The 26,425-nt window shown below is 63.1% G+C and carries 25 protein-coding genes; 11 read left to right on the top strand and 14 right to left on the bottom strand.

The annotated features are described in order from the left end of the window. Window positions 1-85: 85 nt before the first annotated feature. The 5 genes from ACK8OE_RS14975 to ACK8OE_RS14955 form a co-directional block, all read right to left on the bottom strand. The gene (locus ACK8OE_RS14975) at window positions 86-607 is read right to left on the bottom strand and encodes a ferritin-like domain-containing protein (RefSeq protein ID WP_410273187.1); all 522 of its coding nucleotides are present in this window, start codon (window positions 605-607) and stop codon (window positions 86-88) included. Window positions 608-710: 103 nt separating this feature from the next. Then, window positions 711-896, bottom strand: coding sequence for a hypothetical protein (locus tag ACK8OE_RS14970; protein ID WP_410273186.1), 186 nt, complete (start codon window positions 894-896; stop codon window positions 711-713). Window positions 897-917: 21 nt separating this feature from the next. Next, the gene (locus ACK8OE_RS14965; protein ID WP_410273185.1) at window positions 918-1,571 is read right to left on the bottom strand and encodes a DUF6766 family protein; all 654 of its coding nucleotides are present in this window, start codon (window positions 1,569-1,571) and stop codon (window positions 918-920) included. Window positions 1,572-1,706: 135 nt separating this feature from the next. Then, a complete protein-coding gene (locus ACK8OE_RS14960) occupies window positions 1,707-2,630 on the bottom strand; it encodes a FecR family protein (protein WP_410273184.1) in 924 nt (307 codons plus the stop codon). Next, on the bottom strand, window positions 2,615-3,160 hold the full coding sequence (locus ACK8OE_RS14955; RefSeq protein WP_410273183.1) for an RNA polymerase sigma factor: 546 nt from the start codon (window positions 3,158-3,160) through the stop codon (window positions 2,615-2,617). The genes ACK8OE_RS14960 and ACK8OE_RS14955 overlap by 16 nt, the downstream gene beginning before the upstream one ends. A 224-nt stretch (window positions 3,161-3,384) precedes the next feature. Here ACK8OE_RS14955 and ACK8OE_RS14950 point away from each other — a divergent pair, with 224 nt between their 5' ends. Further along, window positions 3,385-6,450: a TonB-dependent receptor gene (locus tag ACK8OE_RS14950; protein WP_410273182.1), complete on the top strand. Its 3,066-nt coding sequence runs from the start codon at window positions 3,385-3,387 to the stop codon at window positions 6,448-6,450. Between the two features lie 77 nt (window positions 6,451-6,527). On the opposite strand, the gene ACK8OE_RS14945 is transcribed toward ACK8OE_RS14950, so the two are convergent. The 5 genes from ACK8OE_RS14945 to ACK8OE_RS14925 all read right to left on the bottom strand — a co-directional run bounded on the left by ACK8OE_RS14945 (window position 6,528) and on the right by ACK8OE_RS14925 (window position 11,855). Beyond that, window positions 6,528-9,314, bottom strand: coding sequence for a TonB-dependent receptor (locus tag ACK8OE_RS14945; RefSeq protein WP_410273181.1), 2,787 nt, complete (start codon window positions 9,312-9,314; stop codon window positions 6,528-6,530). A gap of 223 nt (window positions 9,315-9,537) precedes the next feature. After that, on the bottom strand, window positions 9,538-9,978 hold the full coding sequence (locus ACK8OE_RS14940) for a DoxX family protein (RefSeq protein ID WP_410273180.1): 441 nt from the start codon (window positions 9,976-9,978) through the stop codon (window positions 9,538-9,540). After that, window positions 9,975-10,730, bottom strand: a complete 756-nt coding sequence (locus ACK8OE_RS14935) for a putative DNA-binding domain-containing protein (RefSeq protein WP_410273179.1) — start codon at window positions 10,728-10,730, stop codon at window positions 9,975-9,977. The genes ACK8OE_RS14940 and ACK8OE_RS14935 overlap by 4 nt, the downstream gene beginning before the upstream one ends. After that, the gene (locus ACK8OE_RS14930; protein WP_410273178.1) at window positions 10,727-11,557 is read right to left on the bottom strand and encodes a DUF692 domain-containing protein; all 831 of its coding nucleotides are present in this window, start codon (window positions 11,555-11,557) and stop codon (window positions 10,727-10,729) included. Before ACK8OE_RS14930 ends, ACK8OE_RS14935 begins: the two co-directional genes overlap by 4 nt. A gap of 1 nt (window position 11,558) precedes the next feature. Beyond that, complete coding sequence (locus ACK8OE_RS14925) at window positions 11,559-11,855, bottom strand: DUF2282 domain-containing protein (RefSeq protein WP_126424217.1); 297 nt, start codon at window positions 11,853-11,855, stop codon at window positions 11,559-11,561. 190 nt (window positions 11,856-12,045) lie between these two features. Here ACK8OE_RS14925 and ACK8OE_RS14920 point away from each other — a divergent pair, with 190 nt between their 5' ends. The 6 genes from ACK8OE_RS14920 to ACK8OE_RS14895 are packed head-to-tail and all read left to right on the top strand — an operon-like array spanning window position 12,046 to window position 15,800. Then, entirely contained in the window at window positions 12,046-12,330 is a 285-nt protein-coding gene (locus ACK8OE_RS14920; protein WP_013481134.1) for a hypothetical protein, read from the top strand. A 49-nt stretch (window positions 12,331-12,379) separates the two neighbouring features. Beyond that, window positions 12,380-13,213, top strand: coding sequence for a DUF692 domain-containing protein (locus ACK8OE_RS14915; RefSeq protein ID WP_410273177.1), 834 nt, complete (start codon window positions 12,380-12,382; stop codon window positions 13,211-13,213). After that, window positions 13,210-13,956, top strand: coding sequence for a putative DNA-binding domain-containing protein (locus ACK8OE_RS14910; RefSeq protein ID WP_410273176.1), 747 nt, complete (start codon window positions 13,210-13,212; stop codon window positions 13,954-13,956). Before ACK8OE_RS14915 ends, ACK8OE_RS14910 begins: the two co-directional genes overlap by 4 nt. Then, complete coding sequence (locus ACK8OE_RS14905; RefSeq protein WP_410273175.1) at window positions 13,953-14,513, top strand: sigma-70 family RNA polymerase sigma factor; 561 nt, start codon at window positions 13,953-13,955, stop codon at window positions 14,511-14,513. Before ACK8OE_RS14910 ends, ACK8OE_RS14905 begins: the two co-directional genes overlap by 4 nt. Further along, a complete protein-coding gene (locus tag ACK8OE_RS14900) occupies window positions 14,506-15,174 on the top strand; it encodes an NrsF family protein (RefSeq protein ID WP_410273174.1) in 669 nt (222 codons plus the stop codon). Before ACK8OE_RS14905 ends, ACK8OE_RS14900 begins: the two co-directional genes overlap by 8 nt. Continuing rightward, entirely contained in the window at window positions 15,168-15,800 is a 633-nt protein-coding gene (locus ACK8OE_RS14895) for an NrsF family protein (RefSeq protein WP_410273173.1), read from the top strand. The genes ACK8OE_RS14900 and ACK8OE_RS14895 overlap by 7 nt, the downstream gene beginning before the upstream one ends. Here the strand turns inward: ACK8OE_RS14895 and ACK8OE_RS14890 are convergent. Next, window positions 15,797-16,849, bottom strand: coding sequence for an alpha/beta hydrolase (locus ACK8OE_RS14890; RefSeq protein WP_410273172.1), 1,053 nt, complete (start codon window positions 16,847-16,849; stop codon window positions 15,797-15,799). The two genes, ACK8OE_RS14895 and ACK8OE_RS14890, sit on opposite strands and share 4 nt — an antisense overlap. A 94-nt stretch (window positions 16,850-16,943) precedes the next feature. Further along, window positions 16,944-18,056 (bottom strand): LacI family DNA-binding transcriptional regulator, encoded by a 1,113-nt coding sequence (locus ACK8OE_RS14885; protein ID WP_410273171.1) that lies wholly within the window; start codon window positions 18,054-18,056, stop codon window positions 16,944-16,946. Window positions 18,057-18,272: 216 nt separating this feature from the next. On the opposite strand from ACK8OE_RS14885, the gene ACK8OE_RS14880 reads away from it, so the two are divergent. The 4 genes from ACK8OE_RS14880 (at window position 18,273) to ACK8OE_RS14865 (ending at window position 24,351) form a co-directional block, all read left to right on the top strand. Next, a complete protein-coding gene (locus tag ACK8OE_RS14880; RefSeq protein ID WP_410273170.1) occupies window positions 18,273-18,791 on the top strand; it encodes an RNA polymerase sigma factor in 519 nt (172 codons plus the stop codon). Next, the gene (locus ACK8OE_RS14875) at window positions 18,781-19,734 is read left to right on the top strand and encodes a FecR family protein (RefSeq protein WP_290796678.1); all 954 of its coding nucleotides are present in this window, start codon (window positions 18,781-18,783) and stop codon (window positions 19,732-19,734) included. Before ACK8OE_RS14880 ends, ACK8OE_RS14875 begins: the two co-directional genes overlap by 11 nt. Window positions 19,735-19,863: 129 nt before the next feature. Beyond that, window positions 19,864-22,788: a TonB-dependent receptor gene (locus ACK8OE_RS14870; RefSeq protein WP_290796685.1), complete on the top strand. Its 2,925-nt coding sequence runs from the start codon at window positions 19,864-19,866 to the stop codon at window positions 22,786-22,788. Window positions 22,789-22,932: 144 nt separating this feature from the next. Further along, on the top strand, window positions 22,933-24,351 hold the full coding sequence (locus ACK8OE_RS14865; RefSeq protein ID WP_290796688.1) for an alkaline phosphatase: 1,419 nt from the start codon (window positions 22,933-22,935) through the stop codon (window positions 24,349-24,351). A gap of 4 nt (window positions 24,352-24,355) precedes the next feature. Here the strand turns inward: ACK8OE_RS14865 and ACK8OE_RS14860 are convergent, their stop codons facing one another. Both ACK8OE_RS14860 and ACK8OE_RS14855 read right to left on the bottom strand, forming a co-directional pair. Further along, window positions 24,356-24,649, bottom strand: a complete 294-nt coding sequence (locus tag ACK8OE_RS14860) for a hypothetical protein (protein ID WP_410273169.1) — start codon at window positions 24,647-24,649, stop codon at window positions 24,356-24,358. A 10-nt stretch (window positions 24,650-24,659) separates the two neighbouring features. After that, the gene (locus tag ACK8OE_RS14855; RefSeq protein WP_410273168.1) at window positions 24,660-26,345 is read right to left on the bottom strand and encodes a methyl-accepting chemotaxis protein; all 1,686 of its coding nucleotides are present in this window, start codon (window positions 26,343-26,345) and stop codon (window positions 24,660-24,662) included. Between the last annotated feature and the right edge of the window lie 80 nt (window positions 26,346-26,425).

Raw genomic sequence — 26,425 nt, 5'->3', positions numbered from 1 at the left:
TGCGGCGACGGGTACTAAAAAAGCCAGAATAATGAACGGGTCATCATTCTGGCCGAGGCGTTTTGAGTGGATCAGTAACCGGGAGCTACTGCGCCGGTTCGACCTCGGCGGCGGCTTCCAGCGCCTGACGGTTGACCTCTGACGTGGCCAGCCCGTTGAGCTTTTCGTCGGTCGCCTTTTCTTCCTGCAAGGTCTCTTTGAGCAGGCGCGAGGCGTCGGTATAACCCAACTGATCGGCCAGCGTGATCAGGCTGCCATAGGCGGCGATCTCATAGTGTTCGACCTTTTGCGCGCCAACGATCAGCATGACATCGCGCACCGGACCCTTTTCGATCTCTTCAATGGTTTCGCCGCCCTCGGCGACCAGCCCTTCCATGGCCAGACACTTGACGCGCTTGAGCTTGAGGCCCTGCGCTTCGACGATCTGGTCAATGCGCTCGATCTGGCCTTGTGTTTCCTCCAGATGCTGGGTGAAGCCTTCGGCCAGCTGCGGATGGGTGGCGGCGCGCGCCAGCTTGGGTAGCGCCTTGGTCAGTTGCTTTTCGGCGCTGTAGATATCGGACAGTTCATGGATAAAGGCGTCTTCAAGCGTCTTGATCTTCGGCATATCGGGCTCCGGAATATTTGGGGAATGTCGGTTGACGAGGCCACCTTAGGGACGGCCAGCGAAAGAACAAATACGCCCCCCTCCCCTGCCCATCAGGATGCGGTCAATCGGGCGCTTTATTCGCCTCTTGTTTTTCGCCGCGGTCGTGCGGGCCCAGTTGCTCTCCCGCCTGCGGATACTGTTCGGGGCGCTTCTTCCAGCCGGGCTTGATATCGACGTGCACATTGGCGTTGTCGGCTTCATTGCCGCCGCCCTTGGGGTCTTTGAGGTCTTTGTCGGTCGGGTTCATGGGGGACTCCGGTTTGAACATTCAGGGATTTTCGTCGTGCGGCATATCCACCGGCTTTGATTCCGGGGAGCCATATTGCCGCAGCCAGATCGACAGCAGGACAATGGCGCCGATGGCCAGAAACTCGCTCTGCCAGTTCTGGAAGGACTCAAACCAGAAGGTCGCGCCGGCCAGAAAGGCGGCGACCCCCTCTGCGGGCTGGCCTTTCAGCACGCTCTCCTCGACCTGGTTGCGGTAGCTGCCATAGAGGTGCAGCGAAAAGGACAGCAGGAACAGAGCGAAAAAGGTGAGGCTGAGCGAGTATTTATAGAGCCCCAGCACCCAGCCGCCTTTGCGCACCGGCCACGGTGCCCGCGGGTGGGGTTGCGGGGCCTTATCGACGTCGCTGTCGCCTTCCAAAGGTTTCGACTCCGATGAGCCCTGCTGACGCAGCCACACGGTGGCCAGCACATAGACGCCCATCTGGAAAAACTCGCTCTCCCAGTTTTCAAACGTCACTTCGATAAAGTTGCCGGTCGTCAGATAGGCGGCCAGACTGATGGGCGTCGCCCCTTCCTCGGTTCGCATCTCATTATAGACGCCCCAGCCGGTGAGGGCCTGCGCCGCCCAGAACAGGAGGAAGAAGCCAAGCACAAAGATCGACAGGCCATTTCGCCGCAGAAAGGAAGGTCGCATCGGCATACCTCGTCGGGCATCAGGAGCCGCCATTCAAACGCGGCGCGCTCTAAAAATGCCATGCCGTTTTGTCCGCCTCTTACAGTCTGCATGGATGAATGGGGGTGGATTTTGTGTCAGAATAGCCACATGACGTCAGTCGCGGCCTGCCCGCAGCCGGATGCCGTCCTCGCTCGCCTGCGCGTCCACGCCATAGAGGGCGTGCAGGGCCTGAGCGAGGGCCTCGGTATTGCCCGCCTCGAATTCACCGTCGATGCGCAAGGTCGATAACCGCTCATCAGAGACAATTAGCTTGCGGTCGCTATAGCGGTTCATCTCGGCCACCGCTTCTTTCAGCGGGGTGCGGCTGAAGGTCAGGCGCCCTTGCAGCCAGTCGCTCACGCCCGCTGTATCCGCCGGATGCACCGGGCCCAAATGACCGGTACGGTCCACCGCCACCGCCTGACCAGCCTGAAGCTTCACAAGCTGTGCGTCCGACCTCTGGCCGCGCACCTCGACATGGCCCTCGATCAGTTTGACATCGGTGCCGGTCTCTTCGCGGCGCACCGTAAAGCGCGTGCCGGTCACGCGGACCTGCGCCAGATCGGTACGCACATCAAAGGGGCGGGCGTCAGGCTTATGCGCCACCTCGAACAAGGCCTCGCCACGCATCAGATCGACCTTGCGCCCGCGCACCTCGACGCGGCTGCCTGTATTCAGCGTGACGCGCGAGCCGTCCGCCAGAACAACCGCCTGACGCTGGCCCACCCTGGTTTCGTAAATAACCGGGCGCTGCGCGATAAACCACACGCTGAGCCCCAGCACGACCGCCGCCGCCATGCCCGCAGCCATAGGCCACCAGGCGCGCTGCGGGCGTGTCTCCGCGAAATCCGCGGCATCGAGCAGACCGACGGCGTCCCACACGGCCTCCAGCTCGCGCTGCGTCCACGCATCGCCTGCCGACCCGTTCGGGTTCGCCGTGCCCTCTTCGGCATCAGTCATCGCCTCGACCAGACGCAGTGCCTCGGCCTTCTGAGGCGGTGTCCCCTTTCCCTGAAACGGGATTACTGTTCGTACCATCCGCTGTCCTTGAGATTATGTCGGCATTTGGCCAGAGCGTCGGCGAGCAGGCGTTGCACGCTGCGCAGGGGGATGCCCTGTTTTTGCGAAATTTCGGTGAGTTTCAGGCCTTCGACCCGGTGCAGCATCAGCACCAGCCGTTCCTGTGCATTGAGTTTGCGGATGGCCTGACGCAGCAGATCCGCATTCTGACGCCAGCGCAGTTCATCGAACGGCGTCGGTGCGTCTTCAGGCAGGTTATCCGTAAGTTCAACGTGCTGATCGCCTTCGCGGCGGCGGCGGTGACGATAGAGGTCGCGGATAACGCTGTCGGCGGTCTTGAACACATAGGTAATATTGAACTCCGGCGGCGGTTCGCGCTGCGCCAGTCGCACCAGCCGCGCATAGATATCCTGAAGGGCGTCGTCCGCATCGTCCGGCCGCAGCGCCCGCCCCAGATAACGGCGCAAGCGACCATCCAGCCGCTCGATCAGCCCGCTCACCTGCGCAGCGGCGTTACCCGCCCGTAAGGCTTCGGGGTCCGGCCTCATCGTCCACCTGTCATAGATACCGTACATGGTCCGCCGGTTGTGAACACGCGCCCCCAAAGCTTTTAACGCTCACGCGCGCCACAACCGCCAAAAAACTGTCAAACAGGCTTTTGATGACAGGCTGATGACATGAGCACACCCGACCGGTGTTCGGTGAAACGTCATAAATCTATCACGCCGCCTGACTATCAAGCCCGTGGGGATGTGAATGAAGGCATTTTTGGATGAGCGGGCCCCTGCCCAAGGTCTATCTGCCACGCCTGATCAGCGTTTTGACCGCAAGCGTTATGACCGCGACGCTCTGGGCCCCGGCGGCGCAGGCCGCGCCCCGGCGGTTCGACGTGCCGGCCCTGCCGCTGGAGCAGGCCTTGCGGCGCGTGGCCGAGCAGGGGCAGGTGCAGATCCTCTTTTCCGGCGATCAGGTGCGCGCCCACAACGGTGCCGCCGTTTCCGGTACGCTGGAAGCCGAAGCCGCCTTTCGCCGCGTCCTGTCGCGCTCTGGCCTGTCGATCCGTCAGATCGACGCGCGCACGTTTATCGTCGTCTCGCCGCCTGCGCCGCGTTTGGTCGCGCGCCCCGTACCCACACCGCGCGCCGTGGACACAGCCGAGCCCGTGCGCGAGGTCGTGGTGGTGGCGCAGCGCACGATCCTGAACCCGCGTCAGGACACAGACCGCTTTGACGGCAGCCTTAGCGCGCCGCAGGCGACCGCCATCCTGTCGCGCAGCGATCTGGAACGCACCGCCGCGCGCAATGTCACCGAAGCGCTGGGCGTCCTGCCGGGTGTGACCGTGCTCAATACCGGCCGTTCTTTCAGCGGCGGGGTCGATTCCGCCTCACGCGCCGAAGGGCTGTTCAGCGCCTTCCGCGGCCTGAACACCGAATTCAATCTCAACATGATCGACGGTGTGTCGCTGGCGCAGGGCCTGCCCCATTCGCGCGGTGTGCAACTGAATCTGCTGCCGCCGACGGGGTTTCAGTCGATCGTCCTGAGCAAGGTGCCAACACCCGATATGGACGGCGACGTCATCAGCGCCGCCATCGACTTCCGCACCCCGACGGCGAACGATTTTCGCGCGCGTCAGCACCTGTCGCTGAGCGTTTCGGCCTATGACAACCGCCGCGCCGAAACCTATGGCGTATCCGGCCTCGGCGGCGGTGTCGGCGTTGAATATGCCCGGCGTTTTGGGGATGATGAGCGCTTCGGCCTCTATTTCAGCCATTTTGAAGACCGCCGGCGCTACGCCAATTCCGAAATCGCGGGCATCATGTCGGCGCAAAACGATGCGGGCTGGGCCTATCTGTGGTCGGACTCAGCCAAGGGCACCCTGCCCGCAGGAACCGATCCGCAAAGCCTTTTGACCGCTACGGCGCTCAATGTCGGCGTTTCAACGGGCGAGAGCCGCGCCCGCTATGACGTGCTGACCCTGACCGGGCGTTTTAATGAGCACTGGGACGGTTGGTTGCGCGCCACAGCCGCCCATAACCGTACGGAGCAAAATTCGACCCTCAGTCAGGTGGTCGGACGCAATCTGAGCTGGGCCGACAACGGCAGCGGGCGTTATCACCTGTCGGTCGGCAGCGTTTCATCCCGCCTGTGGTACGAAACCAATCCCGATGTGGCCAGCCTGTCGGCGGTCAGTGTTGGCGCGCGCCGTCAGGCGGGAGCCTGGACCCTCACCCCGTCCCTGTTCTTCAGTCAGGGGCGCAGCGACCGGCCGGAACGCATCGAGGCTTCTGCGCGCATCGACCAGATGGACACCTACAACAGCGCCCAAAGACGTCCTTTTTCAGGGCTGCTAATCGGCTATACGGACGGCTTTCCGACGCCGCAACTGACGCCGGACCTGCGCGCCGATCTGGATTCGGTCGGTGAGCGCCTGCTGGCCCGCCGCGCCGGGCAGTTCACGGTGCAGACCAGCCGTCAATACCGGCAGGGCGCGCGCTTCGATGCCGAATATACCGCCTATGACCGCGCGCTGCGGCAACTGGCCTTTGGCGTCAAATGGACCGACAGCGTGCGCGAAGTCACCGACCGTAACTGGACCAATGCCTATTTCGCCGATCTTCTGGGGCGTGGCGGCGTGACTTGGCAAGAACTGGGTCTCGTTCGCGGCTATTATGATCAGGCCTTTCCGGGGCGTTTTGACTGGCGCCTGCCCAGGGTCGATCATGAGCGGCTGGCCGACTATTTCCATCGCTATGTGACGCCGCAGAGCTTTGATACGTGCGCGACGCTGGCGGTCAACAACGACAACTGCAACCGTCAGCATGGGCGCGAAACGGTGGCCGCCGCCTATCTGAGCGCGCGCTGGGTCATAGGGCGGCTGGAGATCGCGCCCGGCCTGCGCTATGAGCAGACGCGCATCGACAACCGCTTCTGGGTCATCCCCGCACCGCCGACGGGTGTGAGCGAAGTGCCGGGTCATTGGGGGCAAAGCCGCACCACCTATGGCGTCGGCCTGCCGAGCCTTCGCCTCAACTATCGCCCCGATGAGGATCACGTCTGGCGGCTGGCCCTGTGGCGCGGCTATACGCGCCCGGCCTTTATGCTGCTGGGCAGTGCGGTGCGTTATCAGCCCGACGAGGACGGGACGCCTCTGCTGCGGCAGGGCAATCCGTCGCTGAAGCCCGTCACGGCGCTCAATCTCGATCTGTCGGTCGAAGGCCGCACCCATGGCGGCACGCGCTACAGCTTTGGGGCCTATGCCAAGCGGCTGAAACACTATCTTTTCGACAGCGGCGGCAGCGGGGGCGATGTCCTGTTTGGCCGCACGGACCTGCGGCTCCTGACCCCGCACAATGGCGGACGCGGCGGGGTGCAGGGGCTTGAGGCCGAAGCGCGCCACGACTGGGCGCTGGCGGGCGGCACCCTGACCGCAGGCGGCACGCTTAGCCGGCAATGGACGCACGTTGATCTGGGCAGCGACGAACTGGGCCGCCACATCGCCATGCAGAACGCGCCGGACTGGCTGGCCAATCTTACCGCCACCTACCGCTACAAACGCGCCACAGTCACACTGAGCGCCCAGCATACGGGGGCCTATCTCTCAAGCTATAATGCGTTGGCGGCACCCGGCGACTGGGACAATATGTGGGTCAGACCCGCCACCCGGCTCGACCTCGCCGCCGACTGGCAGGTCCGGCCGCGCCTGCGGTTATCGCTGTCGGCGACCAACCTGACCGGGGCCTACAGCTACTGGGCGCATGTGGGACGCGACAGTCTGGCCCTGTCGGACATCATCGACTCCGGGCAGCGCCTGTCGCTCAGCCTGACATACGCTTACTGATCACATAAAAAAACCTCCGGAAGCCCTGCGGCTGCCGGAGGTCAGGTCTCAGGCGTCTGGAGAACGCCTGAGGGATTTTAGTAGGTGTACTTCAGCGTCAGCAGCGTCGTCGAACCGGAGTCCACGATGTCATTGATCGCTAGGCTGTTCTTGCCAACGTGCGCCCAGTAGGAATAGTCCTTGAACAGGTTGGACACCGACAGGTCGAGCTTGACGCCCTTGCCGAAGTCATAACCGGCGTGCAGGTCGGTGCGCTTGACCGGACGGGTCCACAGTTCGAGACCTGCGACATCGTTGTAGGCAATGACCGCTTCGCCAGTATAGTTGTGGGTCAGGTCCACGGTCAGGCCCTTCCAGGCGTAGTTGACCTTCACATTGGCCAGATATTCCGGGGCGTTCTGGATCGGGTGCTTTTCGCCCTTGCCGATATCGACCTCGGTCCACTGGCGGGTGAAGTTGGCACCGGCCCCAAAGCCCGACAGCCAGCCCGGCAGCATACCGAACTTCTGATAAAGCTGGACTTCCAGACCCTTCACCGTGCCTTCGCCGCCATTGGTCGGGTGCGAGAGGCTGACGCGGTCATAGGTCTTGCCGTTATAGGTCAGGAGGTTGGTCGGGGTTTCCCCGGTATTCACCTGCGTCGAGCCGTTGTCGTACATATAGTCCGACAGCTTCTTGTAGTAGGCACCGATCATGGCATAGCCACCTTCGGCGTTCGACCATTCCCCCGACAGATCGAGGTTCCACGACTTCAGAGGCTTGAGGTCCGGATTGCCCTGGCTGATCGTCAGGCTGTTGTTGTCGCCTTCACGGGTGGTCGTCTTGTTGCCAAGCTGCACCATGGCCGGACGCATATAGGCGCGCGTCAAGGACGCACGGTAAACGCCGCCGGTTTCCGGACGATAGTTGACGAACAGGCTGGGCAGCCATTCGTTGTAATCGGTCGAATTGGACTCAAAGGTCTTTTTGGTGCTGTTCCAGTAGGTGTTCTTGATGTCCGTATGCTCAAAACGAAGGCCCGGAATGACCTCCAGCGCACCGAAATCGTACTTGCCGGTGACGTAGGCGGCGCTGACGTTTTCATCGCCCTTCAGCGTATTGCCGTTCATATATTCGGGGTCCGCCTGAGCGGTCGCCATCGGGAAGTAGGTGTAGAAGATTTCAAACAGGCGGTCCTGATTCACCTTCGGGGCGCGGATCGTGTAGAGGCCCGGATAGATGGAGTCGAAATAGTCGGTGGCCAGACCGACATCGGCCCACTTCACCCCGGCCTTTTGCATCACATTGGCCAGATGGTTATTGGTCCAGTCACGGTTGATCACACGGCGGTGGCTGGCGACATATTTCAGGCCGGTCTTGATATAGGCGAGGTTGCCACCATCAAAATCGTACTGCGCATCAAACTTCAGGCCTGCCTTTTCCTGACCCGAAAACTGCTGCGTCAACTGCCCGGCGCGCCGCGCCAGAAGCGTGGTCGAGGCGTTGTTGATCTGGGTCTGCTGCGTAGCATTGAGCATCGGGATTGGATAGCCGTCGCTGTTATAGGCGATGAACATACCGGCATAGGGCACAGTCTGACCGGCCAGAGGCCCCTTGTTGTAATCATCCGACTGGTTGTTGCGCATCGAGGCTTCGATGTGGTTCGGACGGTCATTATCGCCTTCCGAATAGAAGACCGACGGCGACAGGGTCCAGTTACCGACGCGCTTGACCGCGCCCAGGCTCAAGGTGCCGAGATCGGCCTGTTCGGGGTTGGTTTCGTACCAGGCGCGCACCGACGAATTGGTGACGCCGGTCAGGTCGAACAGACCCGGCGTGGCGGCGTTTTCGACATAGACCTTGCTGTTGACGAACTGCGCCAGGGTGGAGTTCTGGTGCGTTTCGGCGAAAGCATAGGAGCCGCGCAGATACAGGTCCAGCGTGTCGTCCACGCGCCAGTCGGCCGAGAAGTTACCGCCGTAACGCTCGGTGAAGCCCGTCGAAACGCCGATGTTCAGGCCGGTCTGGGCAAGGTTGGCCTCCTTGTCGTAGCCGGTCGGGTTCTGGAAGTTACCGCTGGCATCTTTCACGGCATGCAGATAACCCCAGCTACCGTCCTGCTGCGCCGTCATGATGCCGGCGATCATCGAGTTGGCGTAGTTGCGCTTGTCGTAGAAGGCGCTGCCATAGAAGCCGAACTGCTTGTTGGCGCCAAAGCGGCGGGCGTATTCGGCGCTGACGCCGCCACCGAGACCGTCTTCGCCATAGTCACGCGCACGGCTCTCGACGCGGCCCGACACGGCCACAGACATGAAACCATCCTTGAAGCCGAAGGCCGAGGGCGTGCGGAAATCGACCGTGCCGCCGATGGCATCGCCGTCCATTTCGGCGGTCGAGTTTTTGTTGACCACGATGGTCTTCAGACCCGACGGCGGCAGCAGGCTGAGTTGCACCTGACGAGAATAAGGCATGCCCTGCGCGACATTGACGCCGTTGATCAGGGCAAGGGTGAATTCGGTGTTCATGCCGCGTACGCCGACGAACATGCCTTCCCCGCGCGAGGCCCCGTCCACGCCGCCGAAGAAGGAGTTACCGGTATTGGTCACGGTGACGCCCGGCAGCAGGGCCAGAGCTTCGGCGACGTTGTGCACAGCGGTGTGCTCAAGGTCTTCGGCCGACATCACGCTGATGGTGTTGGCGCTTTTCATCTGGGCCGAGGTGGCCGTCGAACGGTTGGCATAGATGACCACTTCGGTCACATTGCCGCTGTCCTTGGCGGTAGCGTCCTTGGCCGCGACCTCTTCGGCCTGCACGGCGTTCGCCGCCAGTCCGAGGCTCAGGCTCATGGCCGAAGCCATGACCATCAGTTGGGTGGAAAGTTTCATGCCAGTATCCCCTAAAGGCTGAGGGCATACAGCACGCCCTCTCAAGCCTAGGGACGCTGCCCCGCGGGAGACACGCTGAAACTTAATGAAAACTTCACAAATGAGAGCGATGTGCGGAAACGAAGTTCGGCGAAGCCAAAAGTGTGAGCGGTTTTCCGCAAAAACATCGCGATAAAACAAAAATTTAGAGCGAAATAACGATTCCACTCAAAGTCATTTCGCTCTAAATCAGCCCCAGCCGCCGATCGAGGCTGTAGGCCCCGCCGCCGCGCCCGATCAGATAGATCAGAAGCCCGGCCCAACTCAGATGCGTCGGCCAGGCATCGGGATAGACGAAGATTTCAATAACCGCCGTCATGCCCAGAAAGGCCAGCGCCGAATAGCGGGTGAACAGGCCCAGCACCAGCAGGATCGAAAACAGGTGTTCGGAGACGGTCGCCGCCACGGCGGCGGTGTGCGGCGGGATCAGCGGCAGGGCGTATTCCTGCTCAAACAGCACATAGGTGCCATCACTGATGTGGAACAGGCCATCGACCTTGGTGCGCGCCGAGCTGAAGAAGATGGCCGCCACGCCGAAACGGGTGATGAGCGCGATGACGTCTTCGGGCAGCTTGGCCATAAGTTGCGCGGGCGCATTGATCCAGTCGGTGAGTTTGCGGGTCATAGGGGGTCTCTTTCGGTTGAGAGGTGAAGACAGGAGAGGCCCAGCACATGGCTGAACAGGGCCGTAAGATCGGTCGTGGGGTCGCAGATCAGGGTCGCCTCCGCCGCTTCGGCCAGCGTGCCGCCTTCAGCGCAGACGCTGAGAAAAGCCGCGGCATCGGGATTTAGGCGACGCACTTCGACGCCTTCGCCCACCCGGCGCACCAGCAGGGTTTCCGGCTCAGGCCGACGCTCCAGCCCCTCGCCTTCGCCCGCCAGAAGCGCCTCCCAGACGCTCAGAAGCGTGGTGTCAAAACGGATCAGTCGCGCGGCCGGAATCAGGCGCGGGCGGGTGTGGCTGAGGGCTTCGGGCGACAGGCTGGCAAACCCCTCGGCAGGTGTGGCCGCCGTATCCGCCGCGTTCAGCACGCTGAGCCGCAGGTGGTCGAGCCGCGCCAGATCAGGTAGCCAGTCCATCTCCGACAGGACAGTTTGCGCTGCCAGCCAGTCGGCAAACCCGCCCCCATAATCGTGCAGCATCGGATGGGCCGGGTAATGGTCGCGCGCAAAGGCCGCCGTCACCTGATGGAAATTGTCTGACCCCAGCGCCGCCACTACAGCCGGAAAGGCCGTTTCAAGCGCTTCGACCAGAGCCGACATAATCGTGTTGCGATAGACGGCCACGGTCGGCCGGGCGGGCGTTGCCACCCACGTCGCCAGCGCCTCTGTGTCGCCCGTCAGCGCCCCCGCAAAAGCCTGATGAAAGGCGCTCATGCGGCAACCCTCCCCTTTTGCAAACGCGCCTGAGCCCGCTCACGTTCAGCGATCAGCTCGGCATAGGCGGGCACCTCACCGTCGCGTTCGATCAGGACCGGGCGTGGCCCCCACAGGTCGAGCGCGGCGTCCAGCAGCGCCCAAACGCCCTCTGCGACCGGGCGATCATGGCTGTCGATCAGAAGCTGCGCACCACGCACCGGGTCTTCGCTGTGCCCGGCGACGTGAATCTCGCCCACAGCCTGCGCGGGGATAGCGTGCAGCCAGATCAGTGGGTCGATGCCGATATTGCGCGCGCTGACGAAGACATTGTTGAGATCGACCAGCAGGCCGCAGCCGGTACGCTGGACCAGTTCGCTCAAAAAATCGGTCTCATCATAGTCCTGGCCGCGCAGGTTCAGATAATGGCTGGGGTTTTCGATCAGCAGAGCCCGCCCCAGAGCCGTTTGAGTGGCGTCGATGCGCTCGGCAATCCGCTGCAATTCCGACGAGGTGCGCAGAACGGGCAGCAGCTCCGGCACGCTGCGGCCCTCAAAACGCGACCAGGCCAGATGCTCGGACACCGCAAAGGGCGCAAAGCGGTCGATCAGGGCGCGAAAGCGCTTCAGATGCGCCTGATCCAGCGGGTCGGGGCCGCCCAGAGACAGCCCCACCCCGTGCAGGGACAGAGGATGCTCAGCGCGCACCCGCTCAAGGGCGGTCAGTCGCGGACCACCCTCAACCATATAGTTTTCGGGGTGAACCTCAAACCACAGGCCGGGGCGGCGGTCGCCCGTCGCCTCTGCATAATGTTGCGGCTTCAAGCCCAGCCCCGCCCCGATGGTCATATCAGGCCTTCGGCGTCAGCGAGCCATTGCCCTTGGGTGTCTTGATGGTGACGCAGGTGCCTTTATCGACCAGCTTGAAAGCCTTGCCATCGTAATCGACCTTGGAACTGCCGGCGCAGCTCGTGCCCGGACCGGCCTTGCAGTCGTTTTGCCCCGCCTTTGCGATGCCGTAGCAGGCTTCCTTGGCCGCGGGGGCCTTGGCGGGCTTTTTGGTGTCGGCGGCGGCGACACCCGCGGCCAGTGACGAGGCCAGAGACAGGGCGGCGGCGATAGCCAGACCGGAACGGGAAACAGACATGGGGTTCTCCTTGCGAGATGACGCCTCATCGCGTCTGGCAGGAGGTACGCAGGGCCCCACGCAAAGGTTACAAAAGGGGCAGAGCAAAACATAAGAAAAAAATAAATGGGTGGCTGTGTAACCTCATCCCAAAACGCCGCGTACTCCCCCATGCCACATCGGCACCGCACCTATTTTGAGAGAGCCCACCATGATCACTGTGAAAACCGGCGCCATCATCGCGTCCGCCGCCGCCCTTATGGCCGCCGCCAGCTTCGCCACCGCCGCCACCGCCCCTGCGGGCAGCAAGGGTGCCGCCGTGGCCGCTGACGACATCGTCCACTGCTATGGCATCAATACCTGTAAGGGCACGGCCGACTGCGCCACCACGACGCACGAATGCAAGGGCCAGAACGTCTGCAAGGGTCATGGGTTCAAGGCCGTCAAGGCCAAGGAATGCCTGGCTCAGGGTGGCGTGATCGGCGATATCGGTTAAGTATGCCCTGCGGGGCCGGTGTCGCACCGGCCCTTCTCCGGACCCGTCCATGCCCCCTTCCCTTGCCCCCTTCTCAGGCTTTGGCCTCGGCCTCAGACCGCCCCATTACGAAGCCATACTGGCCGCGCCGCAACCGGTGGATTTTTTCGAGATCATCTCGGAAAACTTCATGATCGACGGCGGGCGGCCCCTGCATGTGCTTGATCGCGTGCGGGCCGACTATCCCGTGGCGATGCACGGCGTCTCGATGTCGCTGGGGTCACCCGACGGACCGGGGCCCGACTATCTGAGGCGGCTACACGCCCTGATGACGCGCGTGGACCCCTTATGGGTCTCAGATCATCTGTGCTGGACCGGTGTCAATGGTCATAACAGCCACGACCTTCTGCCCCTGCCCCTGAACGAAGAGGCGATGACGACCGTCTGCCGCCATATCGACCGCGTGCAAACCTTTCTGCAACGCCCGCTGCTGATCGAAAACCCCTCGACCTACATCACCTTTGCCGAAGATACCTACACCGAATGGGGCTTTTTGACGGAGCTATGCCGTCGCACGGGCTGCTACCTGCTGCTGGACCTCAACAATGTCTTCGTCAGCGCCCACAATCACGGTTTTTCCGCCCAAACCTATCTGAACGGCCTGCCGCTGGATCGCGTGCGTCAGGTGCATCTGGCCGGTCATTCTGAGGGCGAAACCCTGCTGATCGACACCCATGACGCCCCCGTCCCGGATGGCGTGTGGGCGCTGTGGGCCGAAGTGGCTCCGCGCCTTAGCCACGCCGCCGTGATGATCGAACGCGACGACGAGATTCCGCCCCTGCCTGAGCTTCTGAGCGAACTCGACACGGCCCGCCGCCTCGCCTCCCCTGTGGTGTGCGTATGAGACTGGCCGACACCCAACTGGATTTTCTGGGTCAGATTCTGGCCCCTGCGGCTCCCACGGTGAGCGAAGGGATGCGCGTTTATCACCACGCCTATCGCGCGCGGCTGGCGGGCGCGATGGCCGAAACCTATGCGCAGGTCTGGGCGTGGCTGGGCGATGAGACGTTTCATGCTGAGGCGCGCGCCTACATCGAAGCCCATCCCTCCACCCAGTGGTCGCTGGACGATTATGGGCAGGACTTTGCGGCCTTTTTAGCGCAGCGTTTCCCGGATGATCCCGAAATCACCGAACTGGCGTGGCTGGATGCTGCCCTGCGGCAGGCCTTTGCCGCCAAAGATGCAGACCTGCTCGACGGGACGGCCCTGACGCAGGTCAGCGACTGGGAGACGGTGCGTTTTGTCCTCAATCCGGCCCTGCGTCACCGCGCTATCCGTTCCAATGCCCCGGCCCTGTGGCGCGCCCTCTCCAAAAACGAGACGCCGCCGGAGGTGCTCTATTTCGAGGCGATGAGTGGTCTATGCGTGTGGAAGACCGCACTCGCTTCGCGCTTTCGCACGCTGGAGGCCGACGAATACGCCCTGATCTGTGCGCTGGCCGCCGGTCAGGGCTTTGCGGCGGCTTGCGAAACCCTGATGCGCGACGCCCCCGACCGAGACCTCACGGCGCAGATCGGCGCGTGGCTGGGTCAGTGGCTGGCCGAAGGCCTGATCACCGGCCTTGACACGACAGAGACAACCGCATGAGCCTCAGCCAACCCGACCTGTGGCGGCAGCAGATGCACGCCGCCCAATGCGGCGATGCGGAGGCCTATCGCGCCCTCCTCACCGCCCTGCGCCCGTGGCTTTCGGCCTATTTTCGCCGTCGCCTGCAATCGCCCGATACCGAAGACCTGACCCAGATCACGCTCGTCGCTGTGCATGAAAAGCGCCACACCTATGACCCGACGGCCCCCTTCATGCCGTGGATCGCCGCCGTGGCGCGGCACAAGCTGATCGACCACGTCCGAAAATACGGCCGCTACGTACATGTCGAACTGAACGAACTGAACGAGCCAGTGGACGAGGCCTCTCTGGGCCTGCCAGCCACCATCGCCCGGCGCGACGTTCAGGTGCTGTTGTCGCAACTGCCCGTCGATCAGGCGCGCGTCATTCGCCTGCACAAGGTCGAAGAACTGAGTCTGGAGGACGTGTCGCGTCTGACCGGCAAATCGGTGGCCGCCGTCAAGGTCATCGTCCACAGAGGATTGAAAAAGTTACGGGACAGCGTCGGCGTGCCCCGGAAAGTGTACGAAGATGAGTAAGAAGAATACCCCCGACCTGATCGAGACCTTAAGCCAGTCCGTCCCCCCGGTGGCCCCGCTGGGCCGCCGTGGCCTGTGGCTGTGGGTGGGCTTAAGCCTGCTGGCGGGCATCTCCTTTGTTCTGACGGCTTACGGCGCGCGGCCCGAAATGCGCCTGCTGTTCAGCGAAGGGCGTGTGGCGGATAACCTGTCGGCCTATGCCAAGACGGGCTTTTTCATCGCTCTGGCCGCGCTGGCCGTCTGGCAGGTGCAGGCCACGGCGCGACCGGAAGGCGCGCTCAATCGCGTACAGACCGGGCTTTTGGGACTGGCGGTCATTGCCCTGACCACCCTGACCGGGGTCGATATCGCATTGAGCAGTCTGCCCTCAGCGATGACCGGCCTGTCAGACGGCGCGGGCATGTGCTTCCTGACCATTTTGATCGGCGGCATGGCCGGGCTGGGGGGCGGCTGGGCCCTGTGGCTGCGGCATACCGCGCCCGGCAATCCGGCGCTTTTTGGGGCGCTCAGCGCCTTTGCTGCCTCGGCCCTGATGACGGTCGCCTATACGCTGCATTGCGACCACGATGCCCCGGCCTATCTGCTGCTGATCTATCTGGCGCCCAATCTGGTGGCGGCCCTGATCGGCAGCGCCGTCGGGAGCTGGCTGTTCCGATGGTAAGGCCGCCGCACGACCTGATCGAGCGGCTGAGCGAAGACCTGCGACCCGTCAAACCGCTGAGCGCCGGGCGGCTTCTTGGCCTTGCCCTCGTCTTCGCCGCCGTGAGCCTGATCTGGGTAGTGGGCCTCTATGGGATGCGCCCGGAACTCAGCGATCTCGAACGGGCGCTGGCACAGGCGCGTTTCGCCCTGCTCAAACCCCTGCTGTGGGGCTGGGCCGGTCTGTCGGCCCTGCACGCCGCCAACGCCCTGTCACGCCCCGAAGGCCGCTGTCACTGGAGCGACCTCGCCCCGCTGCCCGTCATCCTGTTGAGCCACGGCCTCGCCCTGTGGTGGGAGGTCAGCCATGCAGGCTGGGAGGCGGCCACGGCAGGCGGCTTTGGCGGCGCGGCCCTGTGCGGTCTGACCATCATCCTCAGCGCGTGGGTGGCGATGCGGCTGGTAACGCCCCTGTGGCTGAGCCGTACCGCCTCGTCCCAGCCCCGTCTGCTGCGTCTGTGTGCGGCGCTGGGCTTTGCCGGGCTGGCAGCGGCCGCCTATGCCCTGCATTGCCCGATGGATCAGCCGCTTTACACCCTGTGCGTTTACCTGCCGGCTATTGGCATGATTTTGCTGATTGAATCCTAGGGCTTCCTGCCGGGCTCAGGACCGAAGTCCAGAGTCTCGGCAAAAAAGGGCAGGACGTGGGTTTCAAAGCGCTGGCCGATGCGGTTGCCATGATCGCCGGGATAGATGGCGAAGCGGCTGTTGACCCCGGAGTCGGTCAGGCGGCGGTGCAGTTCCGCTGCGTCGATGCGAAAGCCATCCTCGTCTCCGACATCCATGGCGATGGCCGGATAGCGCCGCAGATTGAATACGTACTGATCGAGCATGGCCAGCGGCGCATTGGCGGCCCAGCGCGCCAGCACCTCCTTGTCCACCGCGCCCTTGTTCGTCGGCAAATCAACAAAGAAGGGCGGCTTGTGCGGATTGGGAGACCAGGCCGCCGCAACGGCAAAGGTGGCGCGTTGCAGGAAGTCGAGCTTCACCGCCGCTTCGCGGGTGCGGGTATTTTCGACCTCAGCGGCGACCGGGGCCGGCGGGGCTTCGCGCGCCGACAGGCAGCAGGGGCTCATGATGTAGAGGGCACCGAAAACATCAGGGTACTTCATCCCCAGACGCACGGCGCCATACCCGCCCATCGAATGGCCCATTAGGCCGCGGCTGCGACGCTCAGGCAGAGTGCGATAATGGGCGTCGATATAGGCCACCAGATCGCGGGTGATAAAGCCTTCCCAGTCGCCAATGGTGATCGAGCTGGAATACATCGACCCGTTATGCAGGGTGCGGCTGTCCGGCAGGACGAGGATCACACCGGGCAGGCCCTGCGCCCGCGCCGCATCGAGCGACTTCGGCGTTTGCAACAGGCCGGCAAAGCTTTCGGCATCCATGGCATAGCCATGCAGGCCATAGACAACCGGGTAGCGCCGGTCAGGGTTCGTCGCATAGTCGGCCGGCAGATAGACGATCACGTCGCGATCCTCTGACTCACCGGCCAGATTGCCTTCGAGCGCCTGGGCGTGCACCCGGATCTTTTCGAAGCGCGCCCCCGACTGGGCCACCGCCATCAGCGGCGACAGACCGACACACACCGCTATTAATACGGCGCATAGACGAAAACGCAAAATGAGTGACACGGTGACCCCCTGAAGGCTTGTTTGGTTTAGCCCCTGACGTACAGCGGGCGATTTATTTCTGCTTCTAAAGCTTGGCGTGGAAAAAGGAAGGCGCTCATTCGAACCGGGCCGCGGACTCACGCACGACCAGACGGTGGGGCACCGCCTCAAAGCCTGCGTCTGCGCTCTCGGCCCCGTTGAGAAGGTCAATCAGCCGTTCCACGGCGCGGGCGCCAATCTGCTTGATCGGCTGATGGATGGTGGTCAGCGGCGGCCATACCACTTCGGAGACGGGGGTATCATCAAAGCCGACGACGGAAAGGTCGGCGGGCAAACGCAGCCCCATGCGGTGCGCCGCAAACAGCGCCCCCGTCGCCATGTCATCATTGGCGCAGATCAGCGCCGTGGGGCGCTGCGGGACGTTGAGCAGCCTGACCGCCTGATCCGCCCTGGCGCGAAAGGTGAAATTGCCGCGCGTGGTGGCCATGGACAACGGGGACAGCCCCGCCTCGCTGAGGGCACGGCCATATCCGGCATAGCGGCTTTCGGCCGAGGCATGGTTTTCCAGCCCCTGTATAAAGGCGAAACGCTGATGACCGAGCCCCAGAAGATAGCGGGTCAGCTCATAGCCCGCCGCCTCATCGTCCATGCCGACACCCGCCACCTGCCGCCGCACGGCCTCTCCCGGCGAGACGGCGACGTGGGCGATCTGCTGCGTGAGCAGGGCCTGATGCAGTTCGCGGTCATCGGAAAAGGGCGGCGTCAGGATGACGCCGTCACAGTGATGCGTCCGCACGAAATCGAAAATGGCCTCAATGCGGTTAAGGGCGTGCTGGTTGAGGCCGTGCATCAGAAGCCGGAAGCCTTCGGGGGCGCAGGCCCTGAGCGCCCCCAGCTCCAGACCCGAAAAATAGTAGGAGTTGGGTTCCGCATCGGGATCAGAGGCATGAATCAAAGCCAGAGTCTGCGACCGGCCGCCCGCCAGAGAGCGGGCCTGTGTATTGACCTTGTAGTGCAGGGCTTCAACCGCCTGCAGGACGCGCAGGCGCACCTCCGGGCGGACATTGGGGCCATTGTTGAGCACCCGCGACACCGTGGTGCGCCCCACGCCCGACAAGGCCGCGACATCGTCGATGGTTGGTTTTGCTTTTTTCACCGCCGCCTCTGCGGTCACCGCCGGGCCCGACACCCAGGATACCACGGCTTTTACAGCAGAAATCCCCGCCACACGCAATTGTATCCGCGGGGACTATCGCCTCAGGCGCTACCGGAGGGGCGAATAGCCAACCACAAAGCCACACCCGCCGGATTCGCGTCACCCTAGCCATTTTGCAGAGGCTGTTTATAAAAATCTGTCACATTTGCCGACTAGAGCAGGAGACGGCCAGCAAGGCCACCACATAACACCCTCCCCTTTCGGCATAAGGCTCCCCGCAGAAGTATCATGTCGCCCGCCCCTTTGCCCTTCCTGTGGATTGCCGATGAGCGTCAGCGCCTGTCGCGCTTCGTCGCGGGTAGGGTGCGCGACCATGGCCTTTGCGAGGACGTGGTGCAGGAAACGCTGGCGCGACTGGTCGCCTATGTGCGCGACCACAAGGTGGACAATATCGCCGCACTGGCGCGACGCATCGCGCTCAACCTGATCAGCGACCATTTCAGAGCCGAGCGTTTGCGTCCCACCGAGGCCATCGAAGACACTCTGGCCTGCGACAACCCCTTGCCGGAGCAGGTTCTGATGCACAAACAGCGTCTCGAAGCCTTCACCGAAGCCCTGAAGGACATGCCGCCGCTACGTCGCGAGGTTCTGATCCGGCGGCGATTGCATGGCGAAACCTGCAGTGATATTGCCCGGAGTCTGAACCTGTCGGTGGACGCCGTCGAAAAACACATAACGCGCGGCCTGCGGCAATTGCACGAGACGCTTGCCAGGGCTGAGAAGAAAAGAAAACGCTATGACGCCTGAGGGTGCGGACACCGACGATCTTCTGTGGAACACCGCCGCCCGTTATGCCGATCAAACCCTGACACAGGGGGAAACCGACGAAGGGCTCTACTGGCGGCGCTCCGACCCGCGGCATGAGGCTGCCTATCAGCGCCTGCTGCGGATCGCTCAGGACCGCGCCCTGCATGATGCCCTGACGCAGTTTGATCAGGAGGCGTCTGATCACCTCGTGTCCCGCCGTGCCCTGTGGCAAAGGCCGGTTGTCTGGGGCGGGGCGGGTCTGGCTCTGGCGGCGTGCCTGAGCCTGTTTCTCCTACCGCCTGTCATCGCCGACTGGACGACACCAGTGTCTGTCTACAGCACAAGGCCCGGCGAGGTGCGCGAACTGACGCTCGCCGACGGCAGCCAGGTCACGCTGAACGGTGGGTCGCGGCTGGAAACGCGTCTGACGGGTTACCGCCGCCACGTGGCGCTCAAAAGCGGTGAGGCCTATTTTGACGTGGCCCACGACGCCTCGCGCCCCTTCTATGTCGGGCTTAGCGGCGGCAAGGTGCGCGTGCTCGGCACGGAATTTAACCTCAGCTATCTGCCGAACGGTGTCGAACTGGACGTCTATGAGGGCAAGGTGCGCCTCACTGGCGATGAGCGCCGCTATGGCGATTTCACGCGCGGCATGCGCGCCAGTCTCGAAAGCGGTCATGTCAAACCCCTGAGCCGCTTCGATCCGCAAGGCGACGACTGGCGTCGCGGCTGGATCGAGCCCGACCACTGGCCGCTGGAGCGCGTCGTACAGGCGCTCAGCCGGCAATCGGGACTGAGCATCCGCTTTGCCGACGAGGCCCTGAAACAAAAGCCGATTGTGGGGCGCATCCGCCTCGATGCCCCCGAAGCGCAGCTGGAGGCACTGGCGCTGGTGCACGGCTTTACGGTCGAACGGCAGGGCGAGGTCATTACGCTGCGCTGAGGCCGCGACCTGCCCCCGTCATAAATATTTCACCAAAAACCGTGTCCGGTCTGCCCCGACATTTTCCGTCCCTTTCCCAGAGCCGCCAGCGGGGATGGGCCCGCGCACCGGCCAAATGGGGATAAGACCGTGACCTTCACTCGACTTCTTTGCCTGTCGGCCTCTCTGACAGCCCTCACCCTCGGCGGCTTCGCGCCGCACATCGCGCAGGCGCAGACCGTAGCCTCGCGCACCATAGACATCGATATCAAGGCGGGCGCGCTTGATACCGCCCTGGTGCAGTTGTCGCGCGTAACCGGTGTGCAGATCGTCGCCGATCCGACCCTGACCAGCGGCAAACGCACCGCCGCCCTCAGTGGCCGCCTCAGCCTTGATCAGGCCCTGACCCGTCTTCTGCGCGGTCAATCTCTGGCCTATACGATGAAGGGTGAGGTCGTGGTGATCCGCGCCGGTCAGGTGCAGACCTCGGCCCCTGTCGCGCGCACGGCGGCGGCCAGTGCCCCGGCCGCCAGTGCTGAAGCCCCCGTCCGGGACGAGCCCGTCGAAGAGGTCGTCGTCACCAGCTTCCGTAACTCGCTGTCGAAGGCGCTCAACGAAAAGCGCCGCGCCACCAATGTCGTTGACGTCATCAATGCCGAAGACATCGGCAAATTTCCCGCCAACAATATCGCCGAAGCGCTTCAGCGCGTACCGGGTATCTCCATCACGCGCGACCGCGGCGAAGGCCTGTTCGTGCGCGTGCGCGGCCTTGGCCCCAATTTCCAGAACGTGACCATTGATGGCCGCAGCGCCGCCGTGAACGAAAACGTGCGTGATTCCGGGCAATCGGGCCGTCAGTTCCGCTTCGATACCCTGGCCACCGAAATGGTCTCCGGCGTTGAAGTCATCAAATCGCCCCTGGCCGCTATGGACGAAGGCGCCATTGGCGGGACGGTCAATCTGCGTACCTTCAAACCGCTCGACTTCAAACGCCCGACCTCGGCCATCAGCCTGACCTCGACCTATGTCGAACTGGCCAAAAAGACCGATCCCAAAATGTCGGGCCTGTGGAGCTGGAATAATGAAGACCGCACGCTGGGCGTGCTCGTGTCGGCCAATTACGGCATCCGCAGCCTGCGCTCGGACCGCATCACGGGCGTGAGCTGGACGACGGGCAAGGTTGATGTCAATGGCGACGGTGTGACCGACACCACCTACGTGCCGAGCGCCGTGCGCCCGACGCTGGAAACCGAGCGCCGCGAACGCTGGGGCGTCACGGCCGCCGTGCAGTGGAAGCCGCGCGAAGGCACCGAAATCTCGCTGTCGCACCTCTATTCGCACCTCGACGACTTCTATGACGAGCTGACCTATTCGGCGGACTTCGTCCTCTCCAGCCTCGTTGCCAACACGGGTCAGGTCCGCGATGGCGCGCTGGTCGGCGGTCGCACCACCTCGACCAGCACCCAGATCGGGCGTGAAATCGACTATCTGGTTCACGACAACCAACTGACCGATCTGAGCATCAAGCAGAAGCTCGGGGCGTGGGATTTGAGCGGCAGCCTCTATGTGGCGCGCGCCTATTCCAATACCGACCAGCCGATCACCCGCACCCGCGTGCTGGGCGCGTCCGGCGGGCTCGACTTCTCCCTGCCGCAGGTGGGTGACGGCGTGCCGACCCTGACCTTCCTGACACGCAGCCTCAGCGACCCGATCCTGCCTTTCCGCCGTCTGGAATGGCGTGTCAACGACTCGCTGGATGAAGAAAACGCCGTGCAGTTTGACGCCAAACGTGAGTTGAGCTTCGGCCCCTTCAGCCAGATTTCGGCCGGCGTGAAGGTCCGCGACCGGTCGCGCCGCTATAACCGCCGCGACATCAACTTTACCCGCGATCTGAACGGCAAGACGATCGGCGGCAACAACACCCTGTTCGGCCGTGACTATTACGACACCATTGCCGTCGATAACTTCCTGGGCGAAGTGGGCGCCACCCTGCCCAAGACGTGGCTGAGCCCGAACCGTGATAAGTTCATGGCCATCCTCGATATGTCGGCCATCGCCAATACGGCGCCGGCGCGCGGCGACCTGCGCAACTCCTACTATGTGTCGGAAAAGATTTCGGCGGCCTACACAGCGGCGGATATCGACACGCAACTGTTCGGACGCACCCTGCGCGGCGAAGTGGGCGTGCGTTACGCCGAAACCGAGCAGGTGTCGCAAGGCCACGCCGATACGGGCACGGCCGCCCTGCCGGTGCGTTTTGAAAAGACCTATCGTGACACCCTGCCAAGCCTCAACCTCGTCTATGAGGTGACGGATCGCGTGCAGGTCCACGCCGCTGCGGCCAAGGTCATCACCCGTCCGTCTCTGGCCGATCTGTCGCCGCGCCTGACGCTCAACTCATCGGGGACCGTGTTCACTGCCGTCGGTGGCAACCCGCTGCTCGATCCGTTCGAAGCCAATCAGTACGATCTGACGGCGGAGTGGTATTTCGCGCCGGGTTCGGCCCTGATCGGTGGCCTGTTCTATAAGGACATCACCACCTTTGTGTATAACCAGAACACCACCATTACTATCGACGGTCAGAACTACACCCTGACCGCCCCGGTCAATGGCGGCAATGCCTGGGTGAAGGGCATGGAACTGGCGTGGCAGCAGAACTTCCGTGACCTGCCCGCACCGTGGGACGGTCTGGGCGCTCTGGCCAGCTATACGCGCACCGATTCAGAGGCGGCCTATTCGGCCACCCTCACCGACAAGATGCAGAACGTGGCCCAGAACAGCTACAACCTGACGGTCTATTACGAGAAGGACCGTCTGGGGGCGCGTCTGTCCTATGCCTGGGTGGATGATGTGCTGGCCTCGGTCGGCACCGGCGGTCTGGCCAGCCTGAATGACAAGGCCTATGGTTCGCTGGACGGCAATTTCAGCTACAAGATCGACGATCAGTTCACGCTGGTCATCGAAGCGCAGAACCTGACCAACGAGGCCCAGTGGCAGTTCACGCAGAACGGCCAGTTCGGCGGCTACACCTTCAATGGCCGCAGTGTCTCGGTGGGCGTGCGCGGTAAATTTTAACTGAACAATCCAGCGGGATCGCGTATCTGAACCCGCCGATTTTCGCCTCATGCCCAAAAGTGTATTCAACTTTTGGGTATGAAGCTCTGGCCCTGCCGGTCCCTCTCCAGAGCCGGCGGGGCTTCCTTTATCTATGGAGGCTCCATGAAGTCCCTGTTCGTCTGCCTGTCCCTGTCCGTTCTCTGCGTCGCCCCGGCTATGGCCGAGGCCCCGGCCCCGCTGTCGCCGGAGCTGCGGGCCGCACTGGCCCGCACGCCCAATACGAAAAAAGCGCGCAATATCATCCTGTTCATCGGCGACGGCATGGGCATCAGCTCGGTCACCGCCGGGCGTATTCTGGCCGGGCAGACGCGCGGCGCGGACGGGGCCTCCTATCGCCTGACCTTTGAAGGCCTGCCCTATACGGGTCTGTCCAAGACCTATTCGGCGGACAAGTTTGTCACCGACTCCGCCAACGGCATTTCGGCCATCACCACGGGCGTCAAGACGATCAATGCCGCCATCGGCGTCGATGCGACGGTCAAAAGCAATGACTGCGCCTCATCGCTGAAAGGCCGCATCCCGACCATCGCCGAAACCCTCAAAGCGCAAGGCAAGGCCACGGGTATCGTCACCACGGCGGGCCTCACCGACGCCACGCCGGCCGGCGCCTATGGCCACGTGCCGACGCGCGGCTGGCGCTCGGATGCCGAACTGCCCACCGAGGCGAAACAGGCCGGCTGTATCGACCTCGCCCGCCAGATGATCGAAGCGCCGAAGGCCATGCGCCTTGATGTGGCACTCGGCGGTGACCGCGCGCGCTTTGTCACGTCCGCACAGGGCGGTAAGCGTCAGGATCGCGACCTCACGGCCGACTGGCGCAACCTGCCCGGTGCCGTGGTGGTCACCGACAAGGCGGGGCTGGCCGCCGTCAATACGAAGACCACAAAGACCCTGCTCGGCCTGTTTGCCGATGGTGACCTGCCCTCGGTCGTCGATCACAAGGGTCAGGGCCCGACACCCACTCTGGAAGAGATGACACGCAAAGCCATCTCGGTCTTGTCGCACAACAAGGACGGCTTCTTCCTGCTGGTCGAATCCGCCTCCATCGACAAATGGCACCACGAAAACAACGCCTACCGCGCCCTGACCGACGTCGATGAGCTGGATAAGGCGGTGAAGGCGGCGCTGGAGATGACCGACGCCAGCGAGACGCTGATCATCATCACCGCCGACCACAGCCACGGCCTGACGCTCAGCGCCGGATCGACGCGCAATGAGCCGATCCTGGGGCTGGCGCGCAAGAACGGCGTCAATGAGCCGGACAAAAACGGCCAGCCGCGCCTGACGCTGAACTATGCGACCGGCCCCGGCGCGCGCCCCGCAGGCAGCCCGCCGCTGACGGAAGAGGAGGCGCTATCGCCCGACTTCCATCAATTGGCCCTGACGCCCATGTCGAGCGCCCAGCACGCGGGCGAAGATGTGCCCGTCTATGCCTCTGGCCCGTTTGCGCACCTCCTGACAGGGACGGTGGAATCGACCTTCCTCTATCAGGTGATGCGCTACGCTGCGGGCAAGCCCTGAGGCGCTATTCCGCTTTCCCGCCTTCGCCCTCCACCGTCAGGCAGCGCAGCAGCAGATCGCGGAAGCCGGAACGGAACTGGGCGAGGGCGTGACTGATGGTCAGCAATTCGACCTCGCTGGTCACACCGTTTTTCAGCTTCATGGCGAGGCACTGGTCGTAAACGCCGGCCAGTTGCCGCGACATGTCGGCCACCAGCTTTTCCAGAGTGGCGTTGGCTTCGGGCGGCAGCGACGGCACATCATCGAGATAGATGACCCGCGATTCCGGTTCATCGCTGAGTTTCAACGGGTTGGACATGTGTCTATCCCTATGCCGCGCGGACCGTAGCCAGGAAGCGGTCCATTTCCTGATGCAGCTTCTGGGCCTGCTCGGCCAGTTCGCCGGATGAGCTTTGCACCTGAACCGCCGCTTCGCCCGTCTGTTCCGCCGCAAGGGCGACCCCACCGATATTGTGCGTCACTTCTTGCGTGCCCTGCGACGCCTGAGTGACGGCGCGCACGATTTCCTGTGTCGCCGCCTCCTGCTGATCGACCGCAGAAGCGATGGTCACGCTCGACTGGCTGATGCTGTTAATGGTGCCGGTGATGTTGTGCATGGCCGAGGCCGCGCGCGTGGTCGCCTCCTGAATCTGTGCCACCTTGCTGGAAATTTCGGTCGTGGCTCTGGCCGTCTGTGCCGCCAGCGCCTTGACCTCTGCGGCCACTACGGCAAAGCCCTTGCCTGCCTCACCGGCCCGCGCCGACTCGATGGTGGCATTCAGCGCCAGCAGATTGGTCTGGCTGGCCAGACCCGCGATCAGATCAACCACTCCACCGATAGAGGCCGCTGTCTCGTTCAGTTCAGTGACGATCTGCCCGGCGGCCGTGGCCTCGCCTACTGCTGCCCGCGCGATCTCGGCCGAGGTTTCGACCTGACGGCTGATCTCGGATACCGAGGCACCCAGTTCTTCGGCCGACGATGCCACCGCATTGACATTGGCCCCGGCCTGTTCGGCAGCGGCGGATACGGCAACGGACTGCGCCGAAGCTTCCTGCGCCGTGGCGCTGAGCTGGGCCGAAGCGGCCTGCATTTCGGTAGCGGCACTGGACACCAGCGTCACGATGCCGCCGACGGATTTTTCGAAATCATCCGCCAGAGCCAGCATGATCTTGCGCTGTTCAGCCTCCTGCAATTCTTTCAGTCGGGCCGCTTCGAGGCGCAAGGTTTCCGCTTCGATCAGACGATCACGGAAGACTGCCAGGGTCTGGGCCATGACGCCCATCTCGTCCTTGCGTTTCTGCCCGTCGATAACCTGATCCAAACGCCCGTCTGAAACGGCCAGCATCTGCGTCGTCAGACGCTTCATGCCGCGCGCAATATCGCCAAAGGCCAGCAAGGAGGCGAGGCCGGTGATCAGCAGGGTGACCAGCACCGACACGATCAGACCGAACTGCCCCTTTGCCGCAATGGCCTTTCGCAGCTCAGCGCCCTTGGCCTCGTTTTCCTTGACCTTTGTATCTATGGCCGCGGAAATATCATCCGAAAGCTTTTCAATAGTCGTATCCAGTTCGGCCATCAAACCGCTGGCCGCGGCATCATTGGCTTTGGCGCGCGGAGTGATGTCTTTTTTGAGGGTCGCGAAGATGTCGTCAAAGCGCGCCTTCAACGGCTGCAACTCGTCCTGATAGGCAGGCTCCAGTTCCACCGCCGTATCATAGCGCTGCTGAAAGCGCTCGGCAGAGGTAGCCATCTGTTTCGAAAAGGTTTCGCAGGCCTCACTGGGGCAATCCTGCGCGATCAGGCCATAGCTGGCCGCCTGAAGCGAAAAGAGATTTTGCCGCATCCGCGCCGCCGACAACAGGGCCGGGTCGGCCTTTTCGATCATGGCGCTGTACTTTTTTTGCGCGTCATCCATCACCGCATTTTGCCACAGGGACAAGGACACGCAGGTCAGACCAAAGACACCGATAATGCCCAGAATCTTGAAACCAACTTTTATATCCGACAATTTCATCCAAAACCTCCGCCGTTGCGGGGACCGGCATGTCACGCTCTGCGAAACGCCCGGCCCCCTTTGGATCTCAGGGTTGAGGG

It is taken from the genome of Asticcacaulis sp. W401b, from assembly GCF_046503825.1.
Lineage (GTDB): Bacteria > Pseudomonadota > Alphaproteobacteria > Caulobacterales > Caulobacteraceae > Asticcacaulis.
This window is presented reverse-complemented; position numbering and strand designations above follow the sequence as displayed.